Below are 24,822 nucleotides of genomic sequence, written 5' to 3'. Positions count from 1 at the left end.
CTACTGAATTAATAGGTCTTATAGTTGACTCAAATACTCGGGAATTGCATAATTGCGCCAAACCGTAATGCTTGGTGCAGACCGATGCGATTAACCACCAAAGGCCGTTATGCCGTGACCGCCATGCTCGATCTGGCGCTGCATGCGCAGCATGGGCCGGTCTCCCTGGCCGATATTTCCGAGCGGCAGGGTATTTCCCTTTCCTATCTCGAGCAGCTCTTCGCGAAGCTGCGCCGCGGCAGCCTGGTGACGAGCGTGCGAGGGCCCGGCGGCGGCTATCAGCTTTCTCGCGACATGGCCGGCATTCAGGTCGCCCAGGTCATCGACGCTGTGAACGAGTCGGTCGATGCCACGCGTTGCCAAGGTCTGGGCGGCTGCCACTCTGGCGATACCTGCCTGACTCACCATCTGTGGTGTGACCTCAGCCAGCAGATTCATGAATTCCTCAGCGGCATCAGCCTGGCCGACCTGGTCAAGCGCCAGGACGTGCAGCAGGTCGCCCTGCGCCAAGACATGCGCAAGGCTGGCGGCACTTCGCCGCATATGGACAAGATAGAAACGTCCGCCATCGATTGAGCAGGGCGACTGCCTGATAGGAGATATCTGAATGAAATTGCCGATTTACCTGGACTACTCTGCGACCACACCTGTGGATCCGCGTGTTGCCGCCAAGATGATCGAGTGCCTCACCAACGAAGGCAACTTCGGCAATCCGGCGTCGCGCTCTCATGCCTTTGGCTGGAAAGCCGAGGAAGCCGTGGAGAATGCGCGCCGTCAGGTTGCTGAACTGGTCAACGCCGATCCCCGTGAAATCGTCTGGACATCCGGTGCAACTGAGTCGGACAACCTGGCCATCAAGGGCGTCGCGCATTTCTATGCGTCCAAGGGCAAGCACATCGTCACCACCAAGATCGAGCACAAGGCGGTACTGGATACCACTCGCCAGCTCGAACGCGAAGGCTTCGAGGTTACGTATCTCGAACCGGGCGAGGATGGCATCGTCACGCCGGCGATGGTCGAAGCTGCGCTGCGCGACGACACTATTCTTGTGTCGGTCATGCACGTGAACAACGAGATCGGCACTATCAACGACATCACCGCCATCGGCGAGCTGACCCGTTCTCGCGGCATTCTTTTCCATGTCGATGCGGCGCAGTCGACCGGCAAGGTCGAAATCGATCTGGAGAAGATGAAGGTCGATCTGATGTCCTTCTCCGCTCATAAGACCTATGGGCCGAAGGGCGTGGGTGCGCTGTATGTTCGCCGTAAGCCCCGCGTCCGCCTTGAGGCACAGATGCATGGCGGTGGCCATGAGCGTGGCATGCGTTCCGGTACGCTGGCTACGCACCAGCTGGTCGGCATGGGCGAGGCCTTTCGTATCGCGAAAGATGAAATGGCCCAGGAGAACGAGCGCGTCCGCTCCCTGCGTGATCGCTTCTACAAGCAGGTCGAGCATCTCGAAGAGCTTTATGTGAACGGTAGCCTGACCGCCCGTGTACCGCACAATCTGAACCTCAGCTTCAACTACGTCGAGGGCGAGTCGCTGATCATGGCGCTCAAGGATCTGGCGGTATCGTCTGGCTCCGCCTGTACGTCCGCTTCGCTGGAGCCGTCGTACGTGCTGCGTGCACTGGGTCGTAACGACGAATTGGCGCATAGCTCCATCCGTTTCACCTTTGGTCGGTTCACTACTGAAGAGGAAATCGACTACGCAGCGCAGAAGGTTTGCGAGGCCGTCACCAAGCTGCGCGAGCTTTCGCCCCTGTGGGACATGTTCAAAGACGGCGTCGACATTTCCAAGGTCGAGTGGCAAGCCCACTGACCGGCGTCAAGCGCCGCACAGCCTGATCTAAGAGGATTGCACCATGGCATACAGCGATAAGGTCATCGACCACTACGAAAACCCGCGCAACGTCGGCAAGTTCGACGCTGAAGACCCGAGCATCGGTACCGGCATGGTAGGTGCGCCGGCATGTGGCGACGTGATGCGTTTGCAGATCAAGGTCAACGAGCAGGGCGTCATCGAAGATGCCAAGTTCAAGACCTATGGTTGCGGCTCCGCCATCGCCTCCAGCTCGCTTGCTACCGAGTGGATGAAGGGCAAGACCCTGGAAGAAGCGGAAACCATCAAGAACACGCAGCTGGCTGAAGAGCTGGCGCTGCCGCCGGTGAAGATTCACTGCTCCGTGCTCGCCGAAGATGCGATCAAGGCAGCCGTGCGTGACTACCGCGAAAAGAAAGGTCTGCTTTAAATAGGGAGGTTGCGATGGCTATCACCATGACGCCCGCTGCAGCCCAGCACGTTCGCCGTTCGCTGGACGGGCGAGGCAAGGGTGTAGGTGTGCGACTCGGGGTGCGTACGACCGGCTGTTCGGGCTTGGCGTACGTACTTGAGTTCGTCGACGAAACGGCGGCCGAAGATTCGGTGTTCGAGAGTCATGGGGTCAAGGTGATCATTGATCCCAAGAGCTTGATATACCTCGACGGCACGGAACTCGACTTCGTTCGCGAAGGGCTCAATGAGGGCTTCAAATTCAATAACCCGAACGTTCGTGGCGAGTGTGGCTGCGGCGAGAGCTTCAATATCTGAGGATGCCGTGGGTACTCCCTGTCATTTTGCATTGTTCGAGTTGAAGCCCGAGTTCGAACTGGATCTCGCGTCTCTTGCCGATCGCTATCGAGAGCTTGCTCGTCAGGTTCACCCTGATCGCTTTGCCGACGCTGGCGACAGCGAGCAGCGTCAGGCCCTTGAGCGCTCTGCCAACCTCAATGAGGCCTACCAGACGCTCAAGAGTCCGAGCCGCCGGGCAAGGTATCTGTTGGCCATCGAGGGGCATGAGGTTCCACTGGAAGCGACTGTTCAGGATCCCGCGTTCCTCATGCAGCAGATGCATTTGCGCGAGGAGCTTGAAGAGCTCCATGAGCAGGCCGATCTGGATGGCGTAGCGGCGTTCAAGTCGCGCTTGAAGCAGGCGCAGCAGGGGCTGAACGATGATTTCGCCCGCATCTGGCAGGATTCTGAGCGGCGTGCCGATGCTGAGCGTCTGGTTCGACGCATGCAGTTTCTCGACAAGCTGACCCAGGAAGTGCGCCAACTCGAAGAGCGCCTCGACGATTAACCCCGCGCAGCGCCCGGCGTTGCGCCCGATATCAGACAGAAATGGCCTTACTTCAGATTGCCGAGCCCGGACAAACCCCCCAGCCCCATCAGCGGCGCCTGGCTGTCGGAATAGACTTGGGGACCACCAACTCCCTCGTAGCTGCCCTGCGCAGTGGTGTCACTGCGCCGTTGGCCGATGCTGATGGGCAAGTGATCCTGCCGTCGGTGGTGCGCTATCACGCTGACCGGATTGAGGTTGGCGCACAAGCCAAACTTGCCGCGGCCACCGATCCGTTCAACACCATCAGTTCGGTCAAACGGCTGATGGGGCGCGGGCTGGCCGATGTGAAGCAGTTGGGCGAACAGCTGCCGTACCGCTTCCGTCAGGCTGAGTCGCAAATGCCGTTCATCGAGACCGTTCAGGGCGCCAAGAGCCCTGTGGAAGTCTCGGCTGAGATCCTGCGCGAACTCCGTCAGCGTGCCGAGGCGACCCTGGGCGGTGAACTGGTCGGTGCGGTGATTACCGTTCCGGCCTATTTCGACGATGCCCAGCGTCAGGCGACCAAGGACGCCGCGCGGCTCGCTGGGCTCAGCGTGCTGCGCCTGCTCAACGAGCCGACCGCGGCCGCCGTCGCCTATGGTCTGGATCGTCATGCCGAAGGCGTCGTCGCGATCTACGATCTCGGAGGCGGTACCTTCGATATTTCGATTCTTCGCCTGACCAAGGGCGTTTTCGAGGTGTTGGCCACTGGTGGCGACACGGCTCTGGGTGGTGATGATTTCGACCATGCCGTAGCGGACTGGATTCTCGAGCGTGCCGGTGTGTCCGACGATCTCGAGCCGGGCGCGCAGCGTGAATTGCTGAAGATTGCCTGCGATGCCAAGGAGCATCTGAGTGATGTGGATGCGGTGGATGTCGCGTATGCCGGCTGGTCAGGCGAGCTGCAACGCGAGACCTTCGATGCGCTGATCGAGCCGATGATTGCGCGCAGTCTCAAGTCCTGCCGGCGTGCCGTGCGGGACTCGGGTGTGGAGCTTGAGGAGATTACCGCAGTGGTCATGGTCGGCGGTTCGACCCGAGTGCCAAGAGTGCGCTCGGCAGTTGGGCAGCTGTTCGGTCGCGAGCCACTGACCGACATAGACCCTGATGAGGTTGTGGCCATTGGCGCGGCGATTCAGGCTGAGACTTTGGCTGGCAATAATCGCGATGGGGAAGAGCTGTTGCTGCTCGATGTGATCCCGCTGTCCCTCGGGCTGGAGACCATGGGCGGGCTGATGGAGAAGATCATTCCGCGCAACACCACGATTCCGGTGGCGCGCGCGCAGGACTTCACCACCTACAAAGATGGCCAGTCGGCCATGATGATTCATGTGCTGCAGGGCGAGCGCGAGCTGATCTCCGACTGCCGTTCGCTGGCTCGATTCGAGCTGCGCAGTATTCCGCCGATGGTCGCCGGGGCGGCAAAGATTCGCGTTACCTTCCAGGTCGATGCTGATGGCTTGCTCAGTGTGTCCGCGCGTGAGTTGGCATCTGGCGTCGAGGCGAGTATTCAGGTCAAGCCTTCCTATGGCCTCACCGATGGCGAAATCGCCAGGATGCTGGAGGACTCTTTCCGCAAGGCGGACGAGGACCGTGACGCCCGGGCGTTGCGTGAGCAGCTGGTTGATGCCCAGCGCCTGCTCGAGGCGGTCGAGGCTGCGCTGGCCGTCGATGGCGAGCGCTTGCTGTCTGCTGACGAGCGCGTGGCGATCGACTCCCAGGTCGCCGAGTTGCGCGGATTGCTGGACAGCCAGGATGTGCTGGCCATCGAGCGCCAGACCAAACGCCTGAGCCAGATCACCGACGCCTTTGCTGCGCGCCGGCTGGATTCGACCGTCAAGGCCGCGCTGGCCGGGCGGCGGCTAAACGATATCGAGGATTGACCCAGATGCCGCAGATCATTTTCCTGCCCAATGCCGACCATTGCCCTGAAGGCGCCGTTATCGAGGCGCAGACCGGCGAGACGGTGCTGGACGCCGCGCTGCGCAATGGCATCGACATCGAGCATGCATGCGAAAAATCCTGTGCCTGCACCACCTGTCACGTCGTGGTTCGCGAAGGCTTCCAGTCAATGGAAGCTTCCGATGAGCTGGAGGACGACATGCTCGACAAGGCGTGGGGGCTTGAGCCCAATTCCCGGCTGTCCTGCCAGGCAGTGGTGGCTGATGCCGATCTCGTCGTGGAGATTCCGAAGTACACAATCAATCAGGTTTCCGAAGGGCACTGAGGGTGGGCGTCATGCAGCTGAAATGGAGTGACGTGCAGGAAATCGCCATTGAGCTGGCCGAGCGCAAGACCGATGTAGATCCGCGCTATGTGAATTTCCTTGATCTGCATCGCTGGGTGGTGGAGCTTCCGGGCTTCGCCGATGAGCCCGGTCGGGGCGGCGAGAAAGTGCTCGAAGCCATCCAGTCGGCCTGGATCGAAGAGGCCGAATAGAGCGGTTTCGAAGTTTTCGTTTTCCTCCGGTTGGGTATCTCGGGACCGTTCGGCGGCCCCTGGCGCCATTCGGGCTTCTACCCTCTACCCTTATGTTTTTTGACATGAACCCGCGTATAATCCGCGGGTTTACTCGTTCGCTTTAACCCATCAGTTTTGGAGTCCTACATGGCCCTGCAACGCACCTTCTCCATCATCAAGCCCGACGCTGTCGCCAAGAACGTCATCGGCGAAATCACTACCCGTTTCGAGAAGGCCGGCCTGCGCGTCGTCGCTTCCAAGATGGTTCAGCTGTCCGAGCGCGAAGCGGCTGGCTTCTACGCCGAGCACAGCGAGCGTGGCTTCTTCAAGGATCTGGTTGCTTTCATGACTTCCGGTCCAGTCATCGTTCAGGTTCTGGAAGGCGAAGACGCCATCGCCAAGAACCGTGAGCTGATGGGCGCCACCAACCCGAAAGAAGCTGCTGCCGGCACCATCCGCGCCGATTTCGCCGTTTCCATCGACGAGAACGCCGTGCACGGTTCCGATTCGGAAGCTTCCGCTGCTCGTGAAATCGCTTACTTCTTTGCTGCCACCGAAGTGTGCGCACGCATTCGCTGATTGAGCGAAGGTGAATTCAATGATTGCCACGACCGGTAAAGTGAATCTGCTCGGGCTTACCCAGTCGCAACTGGAGAGCTTCTTCGAGTCCATCGGGGAGAAGCGTTTTCGCGCCGGTCAGGTGATGAAGTGGATTCACCATTTTGGTGTCGATGATTTCGACGCCATGAGCAATCTCGGCAAGGCCTTGCGCGAAAAGCTCAAGGTCTGCGCCGAGATTCGCGGCCCGGAGGTCGTCAGTGAAGACATCTCCAGCGACGGCACCCGCAAATGGGTCGTGCGTGTCGCCTCGGGCAGCTGTGTGGAAACTGTGTACATCCCCCAGGGCGGACGTGGAACGCTGTGCGTGTCCTCGCAGGCCGGATGTGCGCTGGATTGCAGTTTCTGTTCCACCGGCAAGCAAGGCTTCAACAGCAACCTGACAGCGGCCGAGGTGATCGGTCAGGTCTGGATTGCTAACAAATCATTCGGCTCCATCCCGGCGAAAATCGATCGTGCGATCACCAACGTGGTGATGATGGGGATGGGCGAGCCGTTACTGAATTTCGACAACGTCGTCGCTGCCATGCACATCATGATGGACGACCTTGGTTACGGGATTTCCAAGCGCAAGGTGACGCTCTCGACCTCCGGCGTCGTGCCGATGATCGACGAGCTGGCCAAGGTCATCGACGTTTCTCTGGCATTGTCGCTGCACGCACCCAACGATGCGTTGCGTGATCAGTTGGTGCCGATCAACAAGAAGTACCCGCTTGACATGCTGCTGGCGGCATGCAGGGGCTATATATCGAGGCTTGGCGAGAAGCGCGTGCTGACCATCGAGTACACCCTGCTCAAGGGCATCAACGATCAGCCCGAGCATGCCGAGCAGATGATCACGTTGCTGGCGGATATCCCGTGCAAGATCAATCTGATCCCGTTCAATCCGTTCCCTCACTCCGGATATGAGCGGCCGAGCAACAATGCCATCCGCCGTTTTCAGGACATCCTGCACAAAGGTGGGCACAATGTAACGGTGCGTACCACCCGCGGCGAAGACATCGACGCGGCTTGCGGTCAGCTCGTCGGCCAGGTGCTGGACCGGACGCGTCGAAGCGAGAGATACATCGCTGTGCGTGAGCTACAGAGCGAGCCAGGTGCGGCGCAAACCGCTTCGAACCGATCCTGAGGGGGATGCTGATGATTTTGCGCGCTGCGCTGCTGCTTCTACTGACCGGCCTGTTGGCCGGTTGTGTGTCTTCTGGATCCACTGATCCGCTGAGAACCGACGAAGGTCGCCAGCAGGCCCGCGACGCCTATATTCAATTGGGGATCGGCTACCTGCAGCAGGGCGCCGCCGCGCGCGCCAAGACGCCACTGCGCAAGGCCCTCGAAATTGATCCGAACAGCGCCGATGCACACGCCGCCCTGGCTTTGGTGTTCCAGACCGAAATGGAAAACGACCTGGCCGACAAGCACTACCGTGAAGCGCTCTCCAGTCGCAAGGACGCCCGCATACTCAACAACTACGGCAGCTTTCTGTTCGAGCAGAAGCGCTACCCCGAAGCCATGGAGCGTTTCCGTCAGGCTTCCGAAGACAACATGTATTCCGAGCGGGCGCGGGTCTTTCAGAATCTGGGTATGACTGCACTGCAGTTGGGCCAGCGTGAAGAGGCCGAACTCCATTTCACCCGCTCGCTGCGCCTCGACAGTCGCCAGCCCCGCGCGTTGCTCGAGCTTGCACTCATGGCCTTCGAGGACAAGCAATACGTTCCAGCCAAGCGTTACTACGATAGCTTCAGCCAACTGGCCGAGCAGAACGCACGGAGTCTGCTGCTCGGTATCCGTCTGGCCAACATCCATCAGGACCGCGACACTGCTGCAAGCCTCGCGCTGCAGCTGAGGCGACTGTATCCCGGTACGGATGAATACAAGCAATATCTTTCGGAGCAACGATGACCGCGCCGCACCAAGAATCCGCTGCACCGATGGGCAACAACCCCGGCGAGACGCTGCGTATAGCTCGCGAAGACAAGGGCTGGCCGCTGTCTGCAGTTGCACAGCAGCTGAATCTCACCGAGCGCTCGCTGGCTCGCATCGAGGCCGGCGATTTCAGCCAGTTGCCAGGGCACACCTTTGCCCGGGGTTACGTTCGTGCCTATGCCAAGTTGCTGGGGTTGGATCAGAATCGCCTGGTTCAGGAGTTCGACCTGCACACCGGTACCAACGCTTCTGGAAGCAACGTCAACAGCCTGGGGCGCATCGAAGAGCCCGGCCGTCTGTCGCGAAGCTTCATGCGGTTCTTCGGCTTTGCCTTGTTGCTGCTCCTGGCTGCAGTCGCCTGGTATTGGTGGCAGGAACGCATGGCTCGAGAGGCCACGACGCCACCGGTCTCGGCCCTGGAGCGAATCGAAGTGGAAGGCGCGGATGGAACCACCGAGATCCATCTGCTTGATCGCGCTGACGAGGGTGCCGAGCAGCAGAGCGAACAGACAGTCGAGCAAACAGCACCGCTAGCCGATTCGAACGAGAGTGAAGCGATCGAGTCTGAGCAACAGGCTCCAGCCACCACTGATGTGCAGGGCACCATCACCGAGCCGGCGGGCGAGGCCGCGCAGTCTCTGCCGCTGACGCTGCCTGACAGCCCCACGCAAAGCGCTGACGCAACGGCCTCCCCGGCTCCCACGAGTGCCTCGAACGACACCGCCCCGCCAGTAGCCGGCGAGGCCCAGCTAGAGCTGAGTTTCACCGCCGATTGCTGGACGCGAGTCAGCGATGCCGACGGACGAGTACTGTTCAGCGCGCTGGCCAAGGCCGGGACCAGCAGGGCGGTCAGCGGCAAGGCACCATTGGACGTACATCTGGGCTACGCTCGCGGCGCCCAACTCAGTTACAACGGCGAAGCTGTGAACCTCGCCTCTCATATGCGCGGCGAGACAGCGCGCCTCAAGCTCGGACAGTAAGCTGACCATGCATTCCGAATCTCCTATCAAGCGTCGCCAATCCCGCAAGATCTGGGTGGGCAATGTGCCGGTCGGTGGTGATGCGCCGATTTCCGTACAGAGCATGACCAATACCGAGACCTGTGATGTCGAGGCGACGGTTGCGCAGATCCAGCGCCTGGCCAATGCAGGCGCCGATATCGTCAGGGTTTCAGTGCCTTCCATGGAGGCTGCCGAGGCCTTTGGGCGCATCAAGCAACTGGTGCAGTTGCCGCTGGTGGCCGACATCCATTTCGATTATCAGATCGCTCTGCGCGTGGCCGAGCTCGGCGTTGATTGCCTGCGCATCAATCCCGGCAATATCGGTCGCGAAGATCGCGTGCGCGCGGTGGTCGATGCGGCGCGCGACAAGGGCATCCCGATCCGCATCGGGGTGAATGCCGGTTCGCTGGAAAAGGACCTGCAGAAAAAGTACGGCGAGCCGACCCCGCAGGCGCTGGTGGAGTCCGCCCTGCGCCATGTCGATCATCTCGATCGCCTGGACTTTCAGGACTTCAAGGTCAGCGTCAAGGCTTCCGACGTATTCATGGCGGTCGAGGCCTATCGGTTGCTGGCCGGGCAGATCGAACAGCCGCTGCACCTGGGCATTACCGAGGCGGGTGGACTGCGTTCCGGCACTGTGAAGTCCGCGGTCGGGCTGGGCATGCTGCTCGCTGAAGGCATCGGTGACACCATTCGCGTGTCGCTTGCGGCCGATCCTGTCGAGGAAATCAAGGTCGGCTTCGATATCCTCAAGTCGCTGCGTCTGCGTTCACGTGGTATCAACTTCATCGCCTGCCCGAGCTGTTCGCGGCAGAACTTCGATGTGGTCAAGACCATGAACGAGCTGGAAACCCGCGTGGAAGACCTGCTGGTACCGATGGACGTTGCCGTGATCGGTTGCGTTGTTAACGGCCCGGGAGAGGCGAAGGAGGCCCATGTCGGGTTGACCGGTGGCAGCCCTAACAACCTGGTCTACATCGACGGCAAGCCGGCGCAAAAACTGAACAACGAAAATCTCGTCGATGAGCTGGAGCAGCTCATCCGACGCAAGGCCGCCGAGAAGCTCGCGGCCGACGCGGCGGTCATCGTGCGCAGCTGATCTTTAAGGAATCCCATTGAGCAAGTCCCTGCAAGCCATTCGTGGCATGAACGACATCCTGCCTGCGCAGACCCCGACCTGGCGTTATCTGGAAAGCACCTTCGCGCAACTGCTCGACAGCTACGGCTACAGCGAGATTCGCCTGCCTATCCTGGAGTTCACCGACCTCTTCGCTCGCGGCATCGGTGAAGGCACCGACGTGGTCGACAAGGAGATGTACACCTTCCTCGATCGCAACGAAGAGTCGCTGACCCTGCGTCCTGAAGGCACTGCCGGCTGTGTGCGCGCCGTGCTCGAGCATGGCATGACCGGCGGCGGCCAGGTGCAGAAGCTCTGGTACACCGGGCCGATGTTCCGTTATGAGAAGCCGCAGAAGGGCCGCTATCGGCAGTTCCACCAGATCGGCGTGGAAGTCTTCAACCAGCCTGGGCCTGATGTCGACGCCGAGCTGATCGTGATGACGGCGCGCCTGTGGAAGCAGCTCGGCCTGGCCGACGCTGTGACGCTGCAGCTCAACAGCCTGGGCTCCAGCGAAGCACGTGCGCGCTACCGCGATGCGCTGGTGGCCTACCTGCAGCAGCGTTTCGATCAGCTCGACGAGGACAGCCAGCGGCGCCTGACGACCAATCCGCTACGTATTCTCGACAGCAAGAATGCCCAGACTCAGGCGCTGCTGGCCGATGCACCGACGCTGCATGACTACCTCGACGATGAGTCGCGCGTGCATTTCGAAGGCCTGAAGGCGCGCCTCGATGCAGTCGGCATCGCCTACGAAATCAACCCGAAGCTGGTGCGTGGTCTGGATTACTACGGTCGAACCGTGTTCGAGTGGGTTACCGACAAACTGGGCTCGCAGGGCACCGTCTGCGCTGGCGGCCGTTACGATGGCCTGATCAGTCAGTTTGGCGGTAAGCCTACTCCGGGTGTCGGCTTCGCCATGGGCGTCGAGCGCCTGGTGCTGCTGCTGGAAACCCTTGGTCTGGTGCCGGACGCCCTGAGCCCGGCGCCGCATGCCTATATCTGCGCATTCGGTGAGCCTGCCGAGCTGGCAGCACTGGCTCTGGCCGAGCGCCTGCGCGATATGCTGCCAGGGCTGCGCCTGCTGGTGAACGCCGGTGGCGGCAGTTTCAAGAGCCAGTTCAAGAAAGCGGACAAGAGCGGCGCGCGCTTTGCGCTGATCCTGGGTGACGACGAACTGGCAGGGCGCGTGGTAGGTTGCAAGCCGCTACGCGACGACAGCGAGCAACAAAGCATTGCCTGGGATGCTCTGCCCGAGCGTCTGGCTGCCTGCCTCGAGCAGGTCTGAGACTAAGCGAATGAAAGGAGTGACAGCGTGACCTCGGGTACCGAAGAAGAAACACTGGCGCAGATCAAAGACTGGTGGCAGCGCAACGGCAAGCCTCTTCTGTTTGGGGCTGTGCTCGCTCTGGTCTTGGTGTTCGGCTGGCAATTCTGGCAGAACCATCAGGTCAACCAGGCGCAGGGTGCCTCGGTGATCTATCAGCAGCTGCTCGGCGCAGCGCTGGAAGAAGGTGAAGCCGATGCGGCGGAAGTTGCGCGATTGGGCAATCTGCTGAAGAAAGATTTCGCCGGCACGCATTATGCGCAGTACGGCAGCCTGTTCGTCGCGAAGGTGGCGGTCGAGTCGGGGCGGTTGGACGAAGCGGCTAGCGAGCTTCGCGCCGTGGTCGACAAGCCCGCCGACAAGACGCTAGACGAGCTGGCTCGTCAGCGTCTGGCACGCGTTCTGGCTGCGCAGGACAAGGCAGAAGAAGCGCTCAAGCTGCTGGACGGCAAGGCTGATCAGGCCTTCGCTGCCAGTCGCGAGGAGCTGCGCGGCGATCTGCTGGTGCAGCTTGGCCGACGCGACGAGGCACATGCGGCCTACACCGCGGCGAAAGAGTCGCTGTCCCAGGATGCGGCCATCGGTGGTCTGCAAATGAAGCTGGATGATCTGGCCCGAGGGGAGGCGTAAACGATGCGCTGGAAGACTGCAGCATTGCTGACCCTGGCCGTACTGGCCGCGGGTTGTAGCAGCAAGGACACTAAAGAGCCGGAGCCGGCGGAGCTGACCAAGTTCGAGGCGGAGATCTCCTTGAAAAAGGAGTGGAGTCGCTCGATCGGTGAGGGGCAGGGCAAGACCTACAACCTGCTGACGCCGGTGGTGTATGGCGACCAGATTTATGCCGCCGATGTCGAAGGGCTGGTGGTATCCATGGATCGCCTGACCGGCAAGGTCAACTGGAAGAAGAACCTCGAAACGCCGGTTTCCGGCGGGGTAGGCGCCGGGTACGGCCTGGTGCTGGTTGGCACCCTGCGCGGTGAAGTGCTGGCGCTGGACGTCAGCACGGGCGAGGAGCGCTGGCGCAGTCAGGTCAGCAGTGAAGTGCTGGCTGCCCCGGCCGTCAATGGCGACATCGTCCTGGTGCAGACGCAGGATGATCGGCTGATCGCGCTGGAGATGGATACCGGCGCGCAGCGCTGGAGCTACGAGAGCTCTCCTGCGGTGCTGACGCTACGCGGGACCGGCGCACCGCTGCTGACCAATCAGCTGGCCGTTGCCGGCCTGTCCAGCGGCAAAGTGGTCGCACTGGATACCCGTCGTGGGCTTCCGGTCTGGGAGCAGCGCGTTGCCATTCCGCAAGGACGTTCGGAGCTTGAGCGGGTCGTCGATATCGACGGTGGTCTGCTGCTATCCGGTGGCACGCTCTACGTCACCAGCTATCAGGGCCGTGCCGCGGCACTGGAACTGGAAAGTGGTCGTGTCCTATGGCAGCGCGATGCGTCCAGCTATTCGGGTGCTGCTCTCGGCTACGGTAGCGTTTACCTGAGCCTTGCCGACGGCACTGTCGAGGGGATCGACGAGCGCTCCACGACTGCTCTGTGGCGCAATGAGTCCATGGCGCGCCGCCAGCTTTCGGCTCCCGCAGTATTTTCCAGCTATGTTGTGGTGGGTGACATCGAAGGCTATCTGCACCTGCTGAGCCAGGTCGATGGTCGTTTCGTCGCTCGCGAGCGTATCGACAGCTCTGGCGTCCGTGCCCGTCCGGTAGTCGAGGGCGACTGGCTGTATGCCTTCGGCAATGACGGCAAGCTGGTGGCGTTGACTATCCGTCAGGCTGACTGACCGCAAGTTGCGCCCACGGCTCCGCCTGGCGGAGCCCTGAATATTCGGCCGCTGCAATGCAGCGGCCTTCGTGTTTTCTGAAATATCGCAGTGGAGAGCCGCATGGTTCCCGTAATCGCCCTGGTGGGCCGCCCGAACGTCGGCAAGTCCACCCTGTTCAATCGTCTGACCAAGAGCCGCGACGCCATCGTGGCCGAGTACGCCGGTCTGACCCGAGATCGCCAGTACGGCGAGGCCAAATGGCAGGGCCGCACCTACATCGTCATCGACACTGGTGGTCTGACCGGCGATGAGGAGGGCATCGACGCCAAGATGGCCGAGCAGTCCCTGCAAGCCATGCAAGAGGCCGATGCGGTGATGTTCATGGTTGACGCGCGTGCCGGCATGACGCCTGGCGATCAGATGATTGCCGAGCACCTGCGCAAGATGAACAAGCGCCACTTCCTGGTGGCGAACAAGGTCGACAGTATCGATCCGGATATCGCCCGAGCGGAATTCAGCCCGTTGGGCCTGGGCGACGCCCTGCCGATCGCCGCCGCCCATGGCCGTGGTATCACCCATATGCTCGAGCAGGCACTCGGCATGTTCCCCAAGGACAACGCCGAAGTTGCCGAAGCCGAGGGTGAAGAGGGCGAGACGGTTGCCGAAGGAGAAGAGCTCAAGCGCATCCCTGGACCGAGCGAAAAGGATGGCATCAAGATCGCGATCATCGGCCGACCCAATGTGGGCAAGTCGACGCTGGTCAATCGCATGCTCGGCGAGGAACGGGTCATCGTTTATGACCAGGCCGGTACAACCCGCGACAGCATCTACATTCCCTTCGAACGTGACGACGCGAAGTACACACTGATCGACACGGCCGGTGTGCGCCGTCGCGGCAAGATCTTCGAGGCCGTAGAAAAGTTCTCGGTGGTCAAGACACTGCAGGCGATCCAGGACTCCAACGTCGTGATTTTCGTCATGGATGCCCGTGAGGGCGTGGTCGAACACGATCTGAACCTGCTCGGCTTCGTGCTGGAAAGCGGTCGGGCGTTGGTCATCGCGCTGAACAAGTGGGACGGCATGGAGCCGAGTGAGCGCGACTATGTGAAGACCGAGCTGGAGCGTCGGTTGTTCTTCGTCGAGTTCGCCGACATCCACTTCATCTCCGCCAAGCATGGCACCGGCGTCGGTAATCTGTACAAGTCCGTGCAGGCCTCGTTCACTTCAGCCGTGACGCGATGGCCCACCAGCCGTCTGACGCAGATCCTTGAAGATGCGGTTCGCGAGCATGCGCCGCCGATGGTTGCCAGTCGCCGGATCAAGCTTCGTTACGCGCACTTGGGCGGCGCCAACCCGCCGCTGATCGTGATCCATGGCAACCAGGTAGACTCGATTCCAAAGTCCTACACCCGTTATCTGGAAAACACCTACCGACGCGTTTTGAAGCTGGTCGGTACGCCGATCCGTATCGAGTACAAGGGCGGAGAAAACCCTTACGAGGGCAAGAAAAACACGCTTACCGACCGCCAGGTCAACAAGAAGCGCCGTCTCATGTCGCACCACAAGAAGGCCGAGAAGAAGCGCCGCGACAAGCGCTGACTGCTCAGCGATCTCCGTCGAACGACTGGTCCATATCCAGGGCCGGTCGTGCGTGGCGCGGCGTGCCGACCTGACGAGCCGGATTGCCAACCACCGTGGTATGCGGCGCAACGGGATGCAGCACGATGCTGCCGGCGCCAACCTTGGCGCCTTCGCCAATCTCGATGTTCCCGAGAATCTTCGCTCCAGCGCCGATCATCACGCCGCTGCGCACCTTCGGATGGCGGTCGCCGCCTTCCTTGCCGGTACCGCCCAGGGTAACGCCCTGCAGGATCGACACGTCATCGCCCACGACAGCGGTTTCGCCGATGACTATGCCGGTCCCGTGATCGAGCATGATGCCACTGCCGATGCGGCTGGCCGGGTTGATGTCGATGCCCAGGCGTTCATTGCTGCGTGCCTGGATGAACATTGCCAGCAGGCGTTCGCCCCGTTCATGCAAGTGGTGCCCGACACGATAGGCCTGTAACGCCAGATAACCCTTGGAGAACAGGAACACTTCCAGCGCGGTGTCGAATGCCGGGTCGCGGCTGACGATTGCCTGCAGGTCAGAGCACGCCACCTCGGCGAGCGCTGCGGCCTGTTGGTGAATGCCAGCGAAACGATCAGTCAGCGTATGGCTCTGCTCGGTGCTCTCCGCCAGTGCTTGCCCAATGCGCTGGGCAAGCGCGCAGCCGAAATCGGGATGGTCGAGGATAGCCCGCTGGAATAGCGCGGCCAGGGTCGGCTCCGCATCCAGCGCGTGAAGCGCCTGGGCGCGTAGCTCGTTCCACAGCGTGCTGACTGAATGACTGGGCATGCGAGGTTCCTTATGGTCGATACGCGAGGGTGCTCGTTCGCTGCACTGTAGCAGCCCGATGGCAGGCGCCGTGCACCCTCGTATCGTGCATCGCTGTTCGGCTATCCTGTCTGCCTTCCTGCCGAACCCCCGTGCGGCAGGCTTGTCGGAAGGCTGACATGCTCATCAGTAAACTGCCCAACGTTGGCACGACCATCTTCACCACCATGTCCCAGCTGGCCGCGGACACGGGTGCGCTGAATCTCTCCCAGGGCTTTCCCGATTTCGATGGCCCCGACGCGCTGCGCGAGGCACTGGCCCGCCACGTCATGGTGGGACACAACCAGTACGCACCGATGACCGGATTGCCGGCCCTGCGCGAGCAGGTCGCGGTCAAGATCGCCGGGCTGTACGGACGGAAAGTGGATGCCGCCACCGAGGTCACGATTACCCCGGGTGCTACCCAGGCGATCTTCTGTGCGATCCAGGCAGTGATCCGGCCGGGTGACGAGGTCATCGTCTTCGATCCGTGCTATGACAGTTACGAGCCATCGGTGCAGCTGGCTGGTGGCGTCTGCATTCACCAGCAACTGAGCCTGCCGGATTTTCATATCGATTGGCAGCGCCTGGCCGATGCCATTACCCCGCGCACGCGGATGATCGTGCTGAATACGCCGCACAACCCCAGCGGTGCATTGATCGATGCTGATGATCTCGAACGTCTGGCGGCGCTGATCCGCGAGCGTGACATCTATCTGCTCAGCGACGAGGTCTACGAGCATCTTGTGTTCGACGGCCGCGAGCATGCCAGCGTGCTGCGCCACGATGAGCTCTATCAGCGCGCATTCGTCGTCAGCTCTTTCGGCAAGACCTACCATGTCACCGGCTGGAAGACTGGATACGTGGTGGCGCCGCCTGCACTCAGCAGCGAGCTGCGCAAGGTGCACCAGTACGTCAGTTTCACCGGTGTCACGCCGCTGCAGTGGGCGTTGGCCGATTTCATGGCCGAGCATCCCGAGCACATCAGCGAGCTACCGGCGTTCTACCAGGCCAAGCGCGATCTATTCTGTGACCTGCTGGCGGGCTCGCGCTTCAGCTTTACCCGTGCCACCGGAACCTACTTCCAGCTCGCCGACTATTCGGCTATCCGTCCTGATCTGGATGACGTCGCCATGGCTGAGTGGCTGACCCGCGAGCACGGGGTCGCGAGCATTCCGATTTCGGTTTTCTATCAGAGTCCCCCGGCCGATCTGAGGCTGGTGCGCTTCTGCTTCGCCAAACGAGAGGAGACGCTGCGTCAGGCGGCGGAACGACTATGCGCGATCTGAACAATCTGCCCGACCTCGAACTGGCGCTGGTGCAAACCAGCCTGATCTGGCAGGACGCTGCGGCCAACCGCGAGCGCTTCGCCGTACTGCTGGATCAGGCCAGCGGTGCGGACCTGATCGTCCTGCCGGAGATGTTCACCACCGGTTTTTCCATGGATTCGGCCGCGCTGGCCGAGCCGGAAGAGGGGCCGACCTACGCCTGGCTTCGCGCTCAGGCCGCGCGACTGGATACGGTGATCACCGGCAGTGTGATCATCGAGGCGGCCGACGGCAGTCACCGCAACCGACTGCTCTGGGCGCGTCCGGATGGTGAGGTGCTGCACTACGACAAGCGTCATCTGTTCCGCATGGCGGGTGAGCACAAGCACTACACGCCAGGGCAGCAGCAGGCGCTGTTCGAGGTGAACGGTTGGCGCGTGCGCCCGCTGATCTGCTACGACCTGCGCTTCCCGGTGTGGAGCCGCGATCCACACGGCACCGACCTGCTGCTCTATACGGCGAACTGGCCAGCCGCGCGCCGCGATGCCTGGAATCGCCTGCTGCCGGCGCGGGCCATCGAGAATCTGTGCTATGTCGCGGCGGTCAACCGGGTCGGCGAAGATGGCAAGGGCTATCCCTACAGTGGCGACAGCCAGGTGCTCGACTTCAAGGGTGACACGCTGCTGAACGGCGAAGAGCGTGATGCCGTGTTGCGCTGCACGCTGCGCTCACGCGATCTGGCGGCGTTCCGCGAGCGCTTCCCGGCCTACCACGATGGCGATCAGTTCGAGCTCAAACCCTAGGACTGGACCTCGGGCGATAGCCTGCTGCACTAAGGTGAGGCAGCGAGGTGCTGCGCTAACGGCGGTAAGCGTGAACGGCTGTTGTGGGGAGGCTCCCACCCTGGCGCCCGGGCAACCCGCTGGTTAGTGCGTTGTGCTGTGGCGCCGTCGACGCCACAACAGCCAGCCATAGATCAGCAGATTGGCCAGCAGCACTATTGCCGCCAGCACATATTGCACCGGTATGCTCAGCCAGGCCGGGTAGATCAATGGCAGCAGGTAGTGCTCGATAAAGCCCGCCTCATACCCCGCGTCACCCGCCAGCCGTCGCAGCAGATTCTCCCAGTACGTCAGCGGACACGGCCTCCCTGTCAGCTCGACGAAAACGCCCCAGACGATCGCCGGAATGTGCAGCAACACGAAGCCGCGTTTCCATGCGACCAGCAAGCCGCCAAACAGCACGAAGAGAATGAACCCGAGGTGCAGGAGCAACACGGTGTCCGCGCCAACTCGATAGAGCATTGGGCTACGCCGTCGCGTCTGCGCGACTCATGCCGCGGATCTGACGATCCTGCAGGCGCGCCATGAGGGTGACGGACAGTAGAGCGCCGAGCAGTGCCATGAACATGTCCGATTGGGTATCCCATGGATCGCCCTGGGTGCCGAGAAAATCCTCCGCGCCCTGGCCGGCGATGAGCGCCACCCACCACTCGATCAGCTCATAGAAGGCGCTGAAGGCCAACGCGACACAAAGTGCGAGAAAGCCGAGCATCTTCCCTGGCGCGACGAAGCGCAGGCGGAGCAGGACCTCCCGTGCCAGCAGCGCAGGCGTCACACCCTGAATGAAATGGCCGAGCTTGTCGTAGGGATTGCGGCTGAGGTCGAACCATTCCTGCACCCAGAATCCCGGTGGTACCCGCGCGTAGGTGTAGGTGCCGCCGAGGATCAGGATCAGCGCATGAATGGCGATCACCACGTAGAGCAGTCGCGTCAGCGGCAGGCGCTGGTGGCTCCACAGCAGCAAGGGCGCAGCGATCAGTACCGGAGCGACTTCCAGCAACCAGGTGGCACGGTCATACGGAGCGATCGCGGAGCAAGCCAGCGCCAGCAGCACTACCAACCCCAGCGTTGAATAGAGTGTTCTGTCCTGCATCGAGTTAGCCGTCGTGATCGATCCAGCCGGCAGCATGCCGGGGAGCCAGTCGGCCTGCAACCGGACGCAGGGTCAGGGCGCTTCAACCCTGGCGGGCGGGCGCCGCTGCCGAGCGGGAGATCGAACGTTTGCAGCGCCGCAGGTCGACGGCACCGACATAGGCATTGGCATTGCCCTGCACGCAGGCGATGCGCTGGTTGCGCGTGCGCTCCCATTCGCTGACCGGATGCTGGCGGTTCCAGATGTCGTACAGGCGCCGGTCCTGTTTCGACAGGCGCAGTTTGTAGCGCTCGCTCATGTACAGATAGGTGCGGGCGATGGCACCGCGGCTGTACTCGGGTGGCATGGCCGTGCGCTGCTTGAAGTTCACCACGAAGGGGCAGGCACCGTACTGGCTGGGCTTTTCGCTGAGCATGCCGAAGTCGAAGTTGCTGCGGTCGCCGTTCACCTCGCCGACCACCGGAACCAGGTTGTGCAGGTCGGCCTCGGCCAGGCTGAAGATGGGGTCTTTGGCGGTGCACTGCTTGCGCCCGTCCTGTTGCCAGCACTGACGCTGATGGCCGATGACCCAGGCCGGGACGATATGAAATGTGCCCGTTAAATAGTTACACATTTCCTTGTCGTAGGAGTCTGGGGCGTCTACCGTGACTCATATTGCAAGCTTTATGGGGCGGGTGAGATGGAGTTGGTCTTCGCAGATGAGGGGTTCAAAATAAACGGGGTTAGCTACCCAGGATTTCCTATCATCCTAACGGCAGAACTACGGTCAATTCCCGAGATAAGCGCCTTCTTGATTTACCGCTGCCTTCACAGGGGGCGAGTTGAAAGTAAACATACATGGGCCTCATACGGGCAAGCCCTTTACGACTATTTAGGTTTTCTAAATGCTGCCAATCGAGACTGGAGAGATGTTGGTTTTTTTGAGCTGGGCTCGAGCCCACTGGCTGCATACCGTGACTGGTCGATGCGTAGTTGCGGGCATAGCGAAAACACTATAAATCTTAGACTGCGAGTTGTTTGCTCTTTCTATAACTATGCAAGGCGCCAAGGTTGGATAGAAAGGGTTCCATATGATGTTGAAACAGTAAGGGTCGCAGTTCATTCTGTATTTTTGGCTCATGTGGATGTAACTGGAGGATATGTCGCTTCTCCAGATGTACTAGTGAAGGGGAAGAGAACAGCAATAAAAATTCTAACTAAAGAGCAGGTTAGAATTTTTTTAAATGCCGTAAGTTGTTCTACTCAAAAGCTTATTGCACGACTAGCCCTAAGCAGTGGATTGAGGAAGGAAGAGCTCCTTACATTTCCAAGCTCCTATATATTTGATCCCGCTCAAATATCTAAAGGTGGTTCTCACTTTAGGGTTTTCTGTAGTCCAAAGGATATGGAGCTTAAGGGGAATAAGGCGCGGGAGATTGACATCCCTCGCTCGCTTATGGCGGCACTCTGGCAGTACAAAATTCATGAGCGTAATCGGAGTATGCAGACCTCATGTGTAGAGTCAATTCCGTTGTTTCTATCCAGGTATGGTGTGCCTTACAGTCCTAAAGGCCAGAGTCTAAATCATATGTGGAAAGATCTGGGGCTTCCTTTCACAGTCACTCCTCATATGCTCCGCCATACCTATGCGACGCATACACTCCATGACATGCGCAGGCGTAAGAGTGTTATAGATCCGTTGCTATATGTGCGGGATAGGCTCGGCCACTCCAGTGTGGCTACTACGCAGAGGTACTTGCACTTAATTTCTATGATCGAAGATGATGTTATGGGGGAGTATCAAGAATTTATTGATTCTGTCTGTGTTGGAAGAATATGAATATGGCGCGCAAAGATTTTTCTTCTGCTGCTCTGGTGATAAATAAAGGCTCATCTAGCCATATCATCGCGGATCATCTGTCAAAGGCCATTAATTTTGTTCCGGAGAGTTATGTGATTAACTTTCCGGAAAGTCCGTTGACAGTGCGGAAACTGGATTTCGGGCGATATTATGGTGCAGGGTGTGATGAGGTTACCTATTATTGCCATCAAGTCATCGAAGTGCTGCTCGGGTCTGCTATAGCTTCGCAAGGTAAGACTAAGTCCGTGGCGAGTATTATTACTTATGCAAAGCGCGTTTCGAGAAGCTTTTTATGCTATTGCTCATTTATGTCAATGGCTATGAAGGGCGAGATAGGTTTGCGACATATTGATAGGGGGTTTGTTGCATCTTTTATTAGATATCTCGAGGCCTCTGGTGCTGGGTATACAACTCAGAAAAATATTTACACCTGCTGTAAGTCAGTGCTTGGCGAGTTGGTAAGGTGTGGGTTACTTTCAAGTGATATATTTCCTCCTAATCCTTACCCGCACTCCAATAGGAGGAAAAGTAGTGGAAAAGCTTTTTCAAAGAAAGAATTTACACAAGTTATTAATGCTTTGAAAAGAGAGGTGATTGCAGTAAAAGAGGCGTCTGGTCCTATTTTGGCGGAGGGCTTGGCCTTTTGTGCGGTTGCAATAGTAGCTCGTACTGGATTGAATCTAACGCCTTTAATCGAACTTTCCATGGGTTGTTTGCTTCCTCATCCGCTTAGGCGTGATCGTAGTATTTTGATTACTTATAAGCGCCGCGCTCATAAAGTAAACTATCAGTCAGTTAGCAGTGGCGCTGTGTCAACGCTGGATGATGAAGTAGATACCCTGAGTGTGGTGATGCCCGATATTTCCGCCATTATAAACATGGTCGCAGAAAGGAATGGCTCCATAAGGAGTAAGGGGGAGTGGAACGATAGGCTATTCGTTCGTGAGCGTCCCTTAAAGAATCCTGATGAAAGAACTCCGGCACCTATAACTATTAATACTATTAATCGAGCTTTGGAGGCTCTAGTAGTTCGTCATGAGTTGATTTCTGATAATGGTGATAGACTGGTTGTTAATGTATCTAGATTAAGGAAAACCTTTACCAATAAAATATGGGAGCTCTCAGGTAATGATCCTTTTTTAACTGCAATGTTGGCTGGAAATACTCCAAAAGTCCTCTTAGATAGTTATTTGGAGGCGCCGGCTGATGCTGAGAAAAATTGGGCGTTGATGGGGGAGGTTCGTAATAAAGAACTTCTCGAAAATAATCATGCCGATCTTGGTCTTATTCAGGTAAAAGAGGTAAATACCGCTGTGGCCCGTTGCAAGGATACCGTTAACGGGCACAGGGCTCCCAAGAATGGGAGTCATTGTGTGGAGTTCTTAAACTGCTTTCGCTGCAGCTCTTTCGTAGTGACTGCGGATGACCTGCATAGATTATTAAGCTTCTATTGGTTGTTGGTTCGTGAACGCGGGCGAATCGGTGCAAAAAAATGGGTGAAGTTATATAGGCATATAATTAAAATTATTGACGAAAAAATCTTGCCTAAATTTGATAAGTCCACTGTTGTGGCTGCCAGGGAAAAAGCTAGGCAGAATCCTCATCCATTTTGGAAAGATCCTGAAATTTTGGGGTTGGCATAATGATTTTGGCTAAGGGTGTTAGCTATTATCAACAAGAAGCACTAAGAAAGGCTCATGAAGGTCACACGCACCTGCCTATAGCAGTCACCGCTACACGGCTAGGGGACGGGACTTACAAAGTCTTAAGTTACCTCGCGGATGACGTTTGGCGATTCCCAAACGCGATTTTTCCACCAGGGACTGCTGACCACGATAAATACATTCGGTTCGGCAAGATTCCAGAGCGTTGGCGCTCAGTGCTGAAAATAGTTATGCTTGAATACTATTTAAACGGCATAGAGGGCCGGGTGCGACCAGTCGGATCTTCGTTAATTTCATTTTTCAAAAACGTATCATTATTTTTGAAGTTTGCTGGTGCTTATGTCGAGTGCTTGTCTGAAATTTCAGAATTCCTGTGTATGCAGTATGTTAATTATTTAAAAAATAGTAGCAGTAGATCTGGTGATAAGTTTTCCAAGTCCTATCTTCGTACGCGATTGAGCTCAGTGCACACACTGCATCTGCTCAGTAAAGTTACTGCTACTCCCATGGTGCACCCTTGGCCTGAAAGTAGCGCGACTGAGTTGTCAGGCGCAAATCGTGCTCACTGGCTCCAATCAAAGACCTTGCCAATTCCAGATAACAAGCTCGCGGAAATTTTTCGTGCGGCTGTATCACGTCTAGAGCGCGCAGACGAGACATTTGCGCTTGCCGAAATGGTTTCCGATTGGCAAGCGCAATATTCCTATTCTGGCACTATAAACGCAAGACTTGCGGCTACGGGATACCGGGGTGGCATTTTAGGGTTGAGACTTGAGAAAGATCTCCTGCTAGATGCCTGCAGTATCGTCATTCTTCTAACGAGCGGTATAAGAGTTTCAGAGCTCATGAGCTTAAAAGTAGGCGCTCACTACGTACGTGATGGGGAAGATGGTACTAAGTTCTACTGGATGTCTGGAGTATCCACAAAGACCAAAGAGGGTAAGGTAGATTGGCTAGTCACAAAGCTTACCCATGAAGCGCTAGATGTTGCGGGGAAGGTCACCGCAGAGATTCGTGCCGAGCTAAATGATAGATACAATTTGGCTAAGTCGGCAAGTAATCTGATAGAGATGCATGATTATGAAGCGCATCTCGATTCTTTGTTCCTTGGGTGGGGAGGTCATGCACATAAACTCCAAGTTTTTGCTGCACAAACCATTAGGACAAGGTTAAAGCGGTTTATGCTGGCTCATAATATTGACTGGGATGTCGCACCACACCAATTTAGAAGGACGTTCGCTCGATATGTGGCTCGCAGTCAACTCGGTGATGTTCGTTATCTTCGTGATCATTTCAAACATTGGACGCTGGATATGACTGCGATATATGCAGAGGATCAAGTTAGAGATAAAGAGCTGTTTGATGAAATCTATGTTGCAATGCGTCACGAAAAAATGCTGGTGCTTGAAAGTGTTTTTGAAGAAGACGCATTGGTTTCTGGTGGTTTGGCAGAGACCATTCGTATTTTTCGATCCTCTGATGAGGCGATTCGGACGTACAAAAGCCGTCGTGAAATGGTTCAGTTTGTATCGGAGGTTGTGCACCTGAGAAGTACTGGTATTGCATGGTGTACTGCAGATAGTACGGGCTGCTCCGGTGGCAGTGTATTGGATAAAACTCGATGCGGTGATTGCTCGAAAAGTCTTATCGATGAATCGCGGCTGCCACATTGGGTAGGCATATATGCTCAAATGTTGGAGCTTAAAGCTATCGCTAATGACTGTGGCCCAGGTGCGGGTGCACGAATTGACAGCGATATTCGACGGTGTGAAGTCGTCCTTCAAGAGCTTGGAGTTGATATTGAGGAGCTTAAGCTCGGTGTTTTACTTGAAGGGGGACTTCGTCATGCTTAAAGAAGATCGAATATCGGGAACCGAAAAAAAGTTGCTAGATGCTTTAAAGCGAATCCAGCATGGACGTACGAGGATAGTAGAATCTAGTAGAAAGTTATCTATTGCCTCGGTTGCCGAAGAGGCAGGTGTGAGTCGTGCAACAATCCATAATCGCTATCCCCGTGTTGCCGAAGAAATTCGTACTGCTCTCGGTCAGGGGCATCGAGAAAAGATTGTCAAAGGATTGGAAGCTCAGCGAGAGATGCGCGATGTAATCAAGGCACTCCGTATGGAAATTAATGGATTGAAAGCTATGAAGGTTAAACTCGTGTCTATCAACGAAAGTCTCGAAGCAGAACTGAGGATGCTTCGAGCTATTGTCGACTCAAAAAATGTAAAAGCGTTGAAGTCCAGAGGGTGAGTATGATTATTTCAGGGCGAGCTATGGCAGTGGCTTAGTCCGGTTATGCCAGAGTTCTAGCATCAAGATTCCCTAGTCAAAAGCATAATGAAGTGC

The 24,822-nt window shown here is 58.1% G+C and carries 26 protein-coding genes and 1 pseudogene; 23 read left to right on the top strand and 4 right to left on the bottom strand.

What is annotated here, in order from left to right; genetic code table 11:
• The first annotated feature begins 84 nt into the window (after nt 1-84).
• The 17 genes from iscR (at nt 85) to der (ending at nt 14,949) form a co-directional block, all read left to right on the top strand.
• A complete protein-coding gene (gene iscR, locus BM275_RS15240; RefSeq protein ID WP_014819461.1) occupies nt 85-576 on the top strand; it encodes a Fe-S cluster assembly transcriptional regulator IscR in 492 nt (163 codons plus the stop codon).
• Nucleotides 577-607: 31 nt separating this feature from the next.
• Nucleotides 608-1,822: an IscS subfamily cysteine desulfurase gene (locus BM275_RS15235; protein ID WP_014819462.1), complete on the top strand. Its 1,215-nt coding sequence runs from the start codon at nt 608-610 to the stop codon at nt 1,820-1,822.
• 43 nt (nt 1,823-1,865) lie between these two features.
• Nucleotides 1,866-2,252: a Fe-S cluster assembly scaffold IscU gene (gene iscU, locus BM275_RS15230; RefSeq protein WP_003284664.1), complete on the top strand. Its 387-nt coding sequence runs from the start codon at nt 1,866-1,868 to the stop codon at nt 2,250-2,252.
• A gap of 14 nt (nt 2,253-2,266) precedes the next feature.
• Entirely contained in the window at nt 2,267-2,590 is a 324-nt protein-coding gene (iscA, locus tag BM275_RS15225; RefSeq protein WP_090522117.1) for an iron-sulfur cluster assembly protein IscA, read from the top strand.
• A 7-nt stretch (nt 2,591-2,597) separates the two neighbouring features.
• On the top strand, nt 2,598-3,119 hold the full coding sequence (gene hscB, locus BM275_RS15220; RefSeq protein WP_090522115.1) for a co-chaperone HscB: 522 nt from the start codon (nt 2,598-2,600) through the stop codon (nt 3,117-3,119).
• 41 nt (nt 3,120-3,160) lie between these two features.
• Nucleotides 3,161-5,023: a Fe-S protein assembly chaperone HscA gene (gene hscA / locus BM275_RS15215; RefSeq protein WP_090522113.1), complete on the top strand. Its 1,863-nt coding sequence runs from the start codon at nt 3,161-3,163 to the stop codon at nt 5,021-5,023.
• Between the two features lie 5 nt (nt 5,024-5,028).
• On the top strand, nt 5,029-5,367 hold the full coding sequence (fdx, locus tag BM275_RS15210) for an ISC system 2Fe-2S type ferredoxin (protein ID WP_090522111.1): 339 nt from the start codon (nt 5,029-5,031) through the stop codon (nt 5,365-5,367).
• An 11-nt stretch (nt 5,368-5,378) separates the two neighbouring features.
• On the top strand, nt 5,379-5,579 hold the full coding sequence (gene iscX / locus BM275_RS15205; RefSeq protein ID WP_041013198.1) for a Fe-S cluster assembly protein IscX: 201 nt from the start codon (nt 5,379-5,381) through the stop codon (nt 5,577-5,579).
• 168 nt (nt 5,580-5,747) lie between these two features.
• The gene (gene ndk / locus BM275_RS15200) at nt 5,748-6,179 is read left to right on the top strand and encodes a nucleoside-diphosphate kinase (protein ID WP_003284654.1); all 432 of its coding nucleotides are present in this window, start codon (nt 5,748-5,750) and stop codon (nt 6,177-6,179) included.
• Nucleotides 6,180-6,198: 19 nt separating this feature from the next.
• Nucleotides 6,199-7,347 (top strand): dual-specificity RNA methyltransferase RlmN, encoded by a 1,149-nt coding sequence (rlmN, locus tag BM275_RS15195; protein WP_090522109.1) that lies wholly within the window; start codon nt 6,199-6,201, stop codon nt 7,345-7,347.
• Nucleotides 7,348-7,358: 11 nt separating this feature from the next.
• The gene (pilW, locus tag BM275_RS15190) at nt 7,359-8,117 is read left to right on the top strand and encodes a type IV pilus biogenesis/stability protein PilW (RefSeq protein WP_014819467.1); all 759 of its coding nucleotides are present in this window, start codon (nt 7,359-7,361) and stop codon (nt 8,115-8,117) included.
• On the top strand, nt 8,114-9,121 hold the full coding sequence (locus BM275_RS15185; RefSeq protein WP_090522107.1) for a RodZ domain-containing protein: 1,008 nt from the start codon (nt 8,114-8,116) through the stop codon (nt 9,119-9,121). The genes pilW and BM275_RS15185 overlap by 4 nt, the downstream gene beginning before the upstream one ends.
• A 7-nt stretch (nt 9,122-9,128) precedes the next feature.
• Complete coding sequence (gene ispG / locus BM275_RS15180; RefSeq protein WP_090522105.1) at nt 9,129-10,241, top strand: flavodoxin-dependent (E)-4-hydroxy-3-methylbut-2-enyl-diphosphate synthase; 1,113 nt, start codon at nt 9,129-9,131, stop codon at nt 10,239-10,241.
• A 16-nt stretch (nt 10,242-10,257) separates the two neighbouring features.
• On the top strand, nt 10,258-11,547 hold the full coding sequence (gene hisS, locus BM275_RS15175) for a histidine--tRNA ligase (protein ID WP_023446543.1): 1,290 nt from the start codon (nt 10,258-10,260) through the stop codon (nt 11,545-11,547).
• Nucleotides 11,548-11,574: 27 nt separating this feature from the next.
• Nucleotides 11,575-12,216, top strand: coding sequence for a tetratricopeptide repeat protein (locus BM275_RS15170; RefSeq protein WP_014819471.1), 642 nt, complete (start codon nt 11,575-11,577; stop codon nt 12,214-12,216).
• Between the two features lie 3 nt (nt 12,217-12,219).
• On the top strand, nt 12,220-13,368 hold the full coding sequence (gene bamB / locus BM275_RS15165) for an outer membrane protein assembly factor BamB (protein WP_014819472.1): 1,149 nt from the start codon (nt 12,220-12,222) through the stop codon (nt 13,366-13,368).
• Between the two features lie 102 nt (nt 13,369-13,470).
• A complete protein-coding gene (gene der, locus BM275_RS15160; protein ID WP_014819473.1) occupies nt 13,471-14,949 on the top strand; it encodes a ribosome biogenesis GTPase Der in 1,479 nt (492 codons plus the stop codon).
• Between the two features lie 4 nt (nt 14,950-14,953).
• Here der and cysE read toward each other — a convergent pair whose 3' ends face one another.
• A complete protein-coding gene (gene cysE / locus BM275_RS15155) occupies nt 14,954-15,748 on the bottom strand; it encodes a serine O-acetyltransferase (RefSeq protein WP_090522103.1) in 795 nt (264 codons plus the stop codon).
• Between the two features lie 158 nt (nt 15,749-15,906).
• On the opposite strand from cysE, the gene BM275_RS15150 reads away from it, so the two are divergent.
• Nucleotides 15,907-17,055 carry a pyridoxal phosphate-dependent aminotransferase gene (locus BM275_RS15150; protein ID WP_090522101.1) on the top strand — a complete coding sequence of 383 codons (1,149 nt, stop codon included), beginning with the start codon at nt 15,907-15,909 and terminating at the stop codon, nt 17,053-17,055.
• Nucleotides 17,043-17,837: an amidohydrolase gene (locus tag BM275_RS15145; RefSeq protein ID WP_041013203.1), complete on the top strand. Its 795-nt coding sequence runs from the start codon at nt 17,043-17,045 to the stop codon at nt 17,835-17,837. Before BM275_RS15150 ends, BM275_RS15145 begins: the two co-directional genes overlap by 13 nt.
• Before the next feature lie 123 nt (nt 17,838-17,960).
• On the opposite strand, the gene BM275_RS15140 is transcribed toward BM275_RS15145, so the two are convergent.
• From BM275_RS15140 to BM275_RS15130, 3 genes and pseudogenes are all read right to left on the bottom strand, one after another.
• Entirely contained in the window at nt 17,961-18,338 is a 378-nt protein-coding gene (locus BM275_RS15140; RefSeq protein WP_090522099.1) for a DUF2784 domain-containing protein, read from the bottom strand.
• 4 nt (nt 18,339-18,342) lie between these two features.
• Nucleotides 18,343-18,969, bottom strand: coding sequence for a DUF2238 domain-containing protein (locus BM275_RS15135; RefSeq protein WP_167362171.1), 627 nt, complete (start codon nt 18,967-18,969; stop codon nt 18,343-18,345).
• 82 nt (nt 18,970-19,051) lie between these two features.
• Nucleotides 19,052-19,555: pseudogene (locus tag BM275_RS15130) on the bottom strand (endonuclease); the annotation flags it as partial.
• Nucleotides 19,556-19,648: 93 nt separating this feature from the next.
• On the opposite strand from BM275_RS15130, the gene BM275_RS15125 reads away from it, so the two are divergent.
• From BM275_RS15125 to BM275_RS15110, 4 genes are read left to right on the top strand one after another with little or no spacing between them, the layout of a single operon-like run.
• A complete protein-coding gene (locus BM275_RS15125; RefSeq protein ID WP_090522097.1) occupies nt 19,649-20,788 on the top strand; it encodes a tyrosine-type recombinase/integrase in 1,140 nt (379 codons plus the stop codon).
• A gap of 2 nt (nt 20,789-20,790) precedes the next feature.
• Entirely contained in the window at nt 20,791-22,452 is a 1,662-nt protein-coding gene (locus tag BM275_RS22080; RefSeq protein WP_139229579.1) for a hypothetical protein, read from the top strand.
• Nucleotides 22,452-24,326 (top strand): tyrosine-type recombinase/integrase, encoded by a 1,875-nt coding sequence (locus BM275_RS15115; protein WP_090522093.1) that lies wholly within the window; start codon nt 22,452-22,454, stop codon nt 24,324-24,326. Before BM275_RS22080 ends, BM275_RS15115 begins: the two co-directional genes overlap by 1 nt.
• Nucleotides 24,319-24,726: a hypothetical protein gene (locus BM275_RS15110; protein WP_090522305.1), complete on the top strand. Its 408-nt coding sequence runs from the start codon at nt 24,319-24,321 to the stop codon at nt 24,724-24,726. Before BM275_RS15115 ends, BM275_RS15110 begins: the two co-directional genes overlap by 8 nt.
• Nucleotides 24,727-24,822: the final 96 nt, after the last annotated feature.

This window comes from Stutzerimonas kunmingensis, assembly GCF_900114065.1.
GTDB classification, from domain to species: Bacteria; Pseudomonadota; Gammaproteobacteria; order Pseudomonadales; family Pseudomonadaceae; genus Stutzerimonas; species Stutzerimonas kunmingensis.
Note: the sequence above shows the minus strand (reverse complement) of the source record. Positions and strands in the feature narration are given on the sequence as shown.

What these genes read in the sequence shown, in the direction of transcription:
- ndk (WP_003284654.1), top strand. Translation starts at nt 5,748, where the DNA reads ATGGCCCTGCAACGCACCTTCTCCATCATCAAGCCCGACGCTGTCGCC.
- BM275_RS15150 (WP_090522101.1), top strand. Translation starts at nt 15,907, where the DNA reads ATGCTCATCAGTAAACTGCCCAACGTTGGCACGACCATCTTCACCACC.
- BM275_RS15235 (WP_014819462.1), top strand. Translation starts at nt 608, where the DNA reads ATGAAATTGCCGATTTACCTGGACTACTCTGCGACCACACCTGTGGAT.
- iscA (WP_090522117.1), top strand. Translation starts at nt 2,267, where the DNA reads ATGGCTATCACCATGACGCCCGCTGCAGCCCAGCACGTTCGCCGTTCG.
- pilW (WP_014819467.1), top strand. Translation starts at nt 7,359, where the DNA reads ATGATTTTGCGCGCTGCGCTGCTGCTTCTACTGACCGGCCTGTTGGCC.
- BM275_RS15185 (WP_090522107.1), top strand. Translation starts at nt 8,114, where the DNA reads ATGACCGCGCCGCACCAAGAATCCGCTGCACCGATGGGCAACAACCCC.
- bamB (WP_014819472.1), top strand. Translation starts at nt 12,220, where the DNA reads ATGCGCTGGAAGACTGCAGCATTGCTGACCCTGGCCGTACTGGCCGCG.
- der (WP_014819473.1), top strand. Translation starts at nt 13,471, where the DNA reads ATGGTTCCCGTAATCGCCCTGGTGGGCCGCCCGAACGTCGGCAAGTCC.
- hscA (WP_090522113.1), top strand. Translation starts at nt 3,161, where the DNA reads ATGGCCTTACTTCAGATTGCCGAGCCCGGACAAACCCCCCAGCCCCAT.
- rlmN (WP_090522109.1), top strand. Translation starts at nt 6,199, where the DNA reads ATGATTGCCACGACCGGTAAAGTGAATCTGCTCGGGCTTACCCAGTCG.
- BM275_RS15140 (WP_090522099.1), bottom strand. Translation starts at nt 18,338, where the DNA reads ATGCTCTATCGAGTTGGCGCGGACACCGTGTTGCTCCTGCACCTCGGG.
- BM275_RS15125 (WP_090522097.1), top strand. Translation starts at nt 19,649, where the DNA reads ATGGAGTTGGTCTTCGCAGATGAGGGGTTCAAAATAAACGGGGTTAGC.
- cysE (WP_090522103.1), bottom strand. Translation starts at nt 15,748, where the DNA reads ATGCCCAGTCATTCAGTCAGCACGCTGTGGAACGAGCTACGCGCCCAG.
- BM275_RS15115 (WP_090522093.1), top strand. Translation starts at nt 22,452, where the DNA reads ATGATTTTGGCTAAGGGTGTTAGCTATTATCAACAAGAAGCACTAAGA.
- BM275_RS15145 (WP_041013203.1), top strand. Translation starts at nt 17,043, where the DNA reads ATGCGCGATCTGAACAATCTGCCCGACCTCGAACTGGCGCTGGTGCAA.
- iscX (WP_041013198.1), top strand. Translation starts at nt 5,379, where the DNA reads ATGCAGCTGAAATGGAGTGACGTGCAGGAAATCGCCATTGAGCTGGCC.
- fdx (WP_090522111.1), top strand. Translation starts at nt 5,029, where the DNA reads ATGCCGCAGATCATTTTCCTGCCCAATGCCGACCATTGCCCTGAAGGC.
- iscR (WP_014819461.1), top strand. Translation starts at nt 85, where the DNA reads ATGCGATTAACCACCAAAGGCCGTTATGCCGTGACCGCCATGCTCGAT.
- BM275_RS15135 (WP_167362171.1), bottom strand. Translation starts at nt 18,969, where the DNA reads ATGCAGGACAGAACACTCTATTCAACGCTGGGGTTGGTAGTGCTGCTG.
- iscU (WP_003284664.1), top strand. Translation starts at nt 1,866, where the DNA reads ATGGCATACAGCGATAAGGTCATCGACCACTACGAAAACCCGCGCAAC.
- ispG (WP_090522105.1), top strand. Translation starts at nt 9,129, where the DNA reads ATGCATTCCGAATCTCCTATCAAGCGTCGCCAATCCCGCAAGATCTGG.
- BM275_RS22080 (WP_139229579.1), top strand. Translation starts at nt 20,791, where the DNA reads ATGGCGCGCAAAGATTTTTCTTCTGCTGCTCTGGTGATAAATAAAGGC.
- BM275_RS15110 (WP_090522305.1), top strand. Translation starts at nt 24,319, where the DNA reads ATGCTTAAAGAAGATCGAATATCGGGAACCGAAAAAAAGTTGCTAGAT.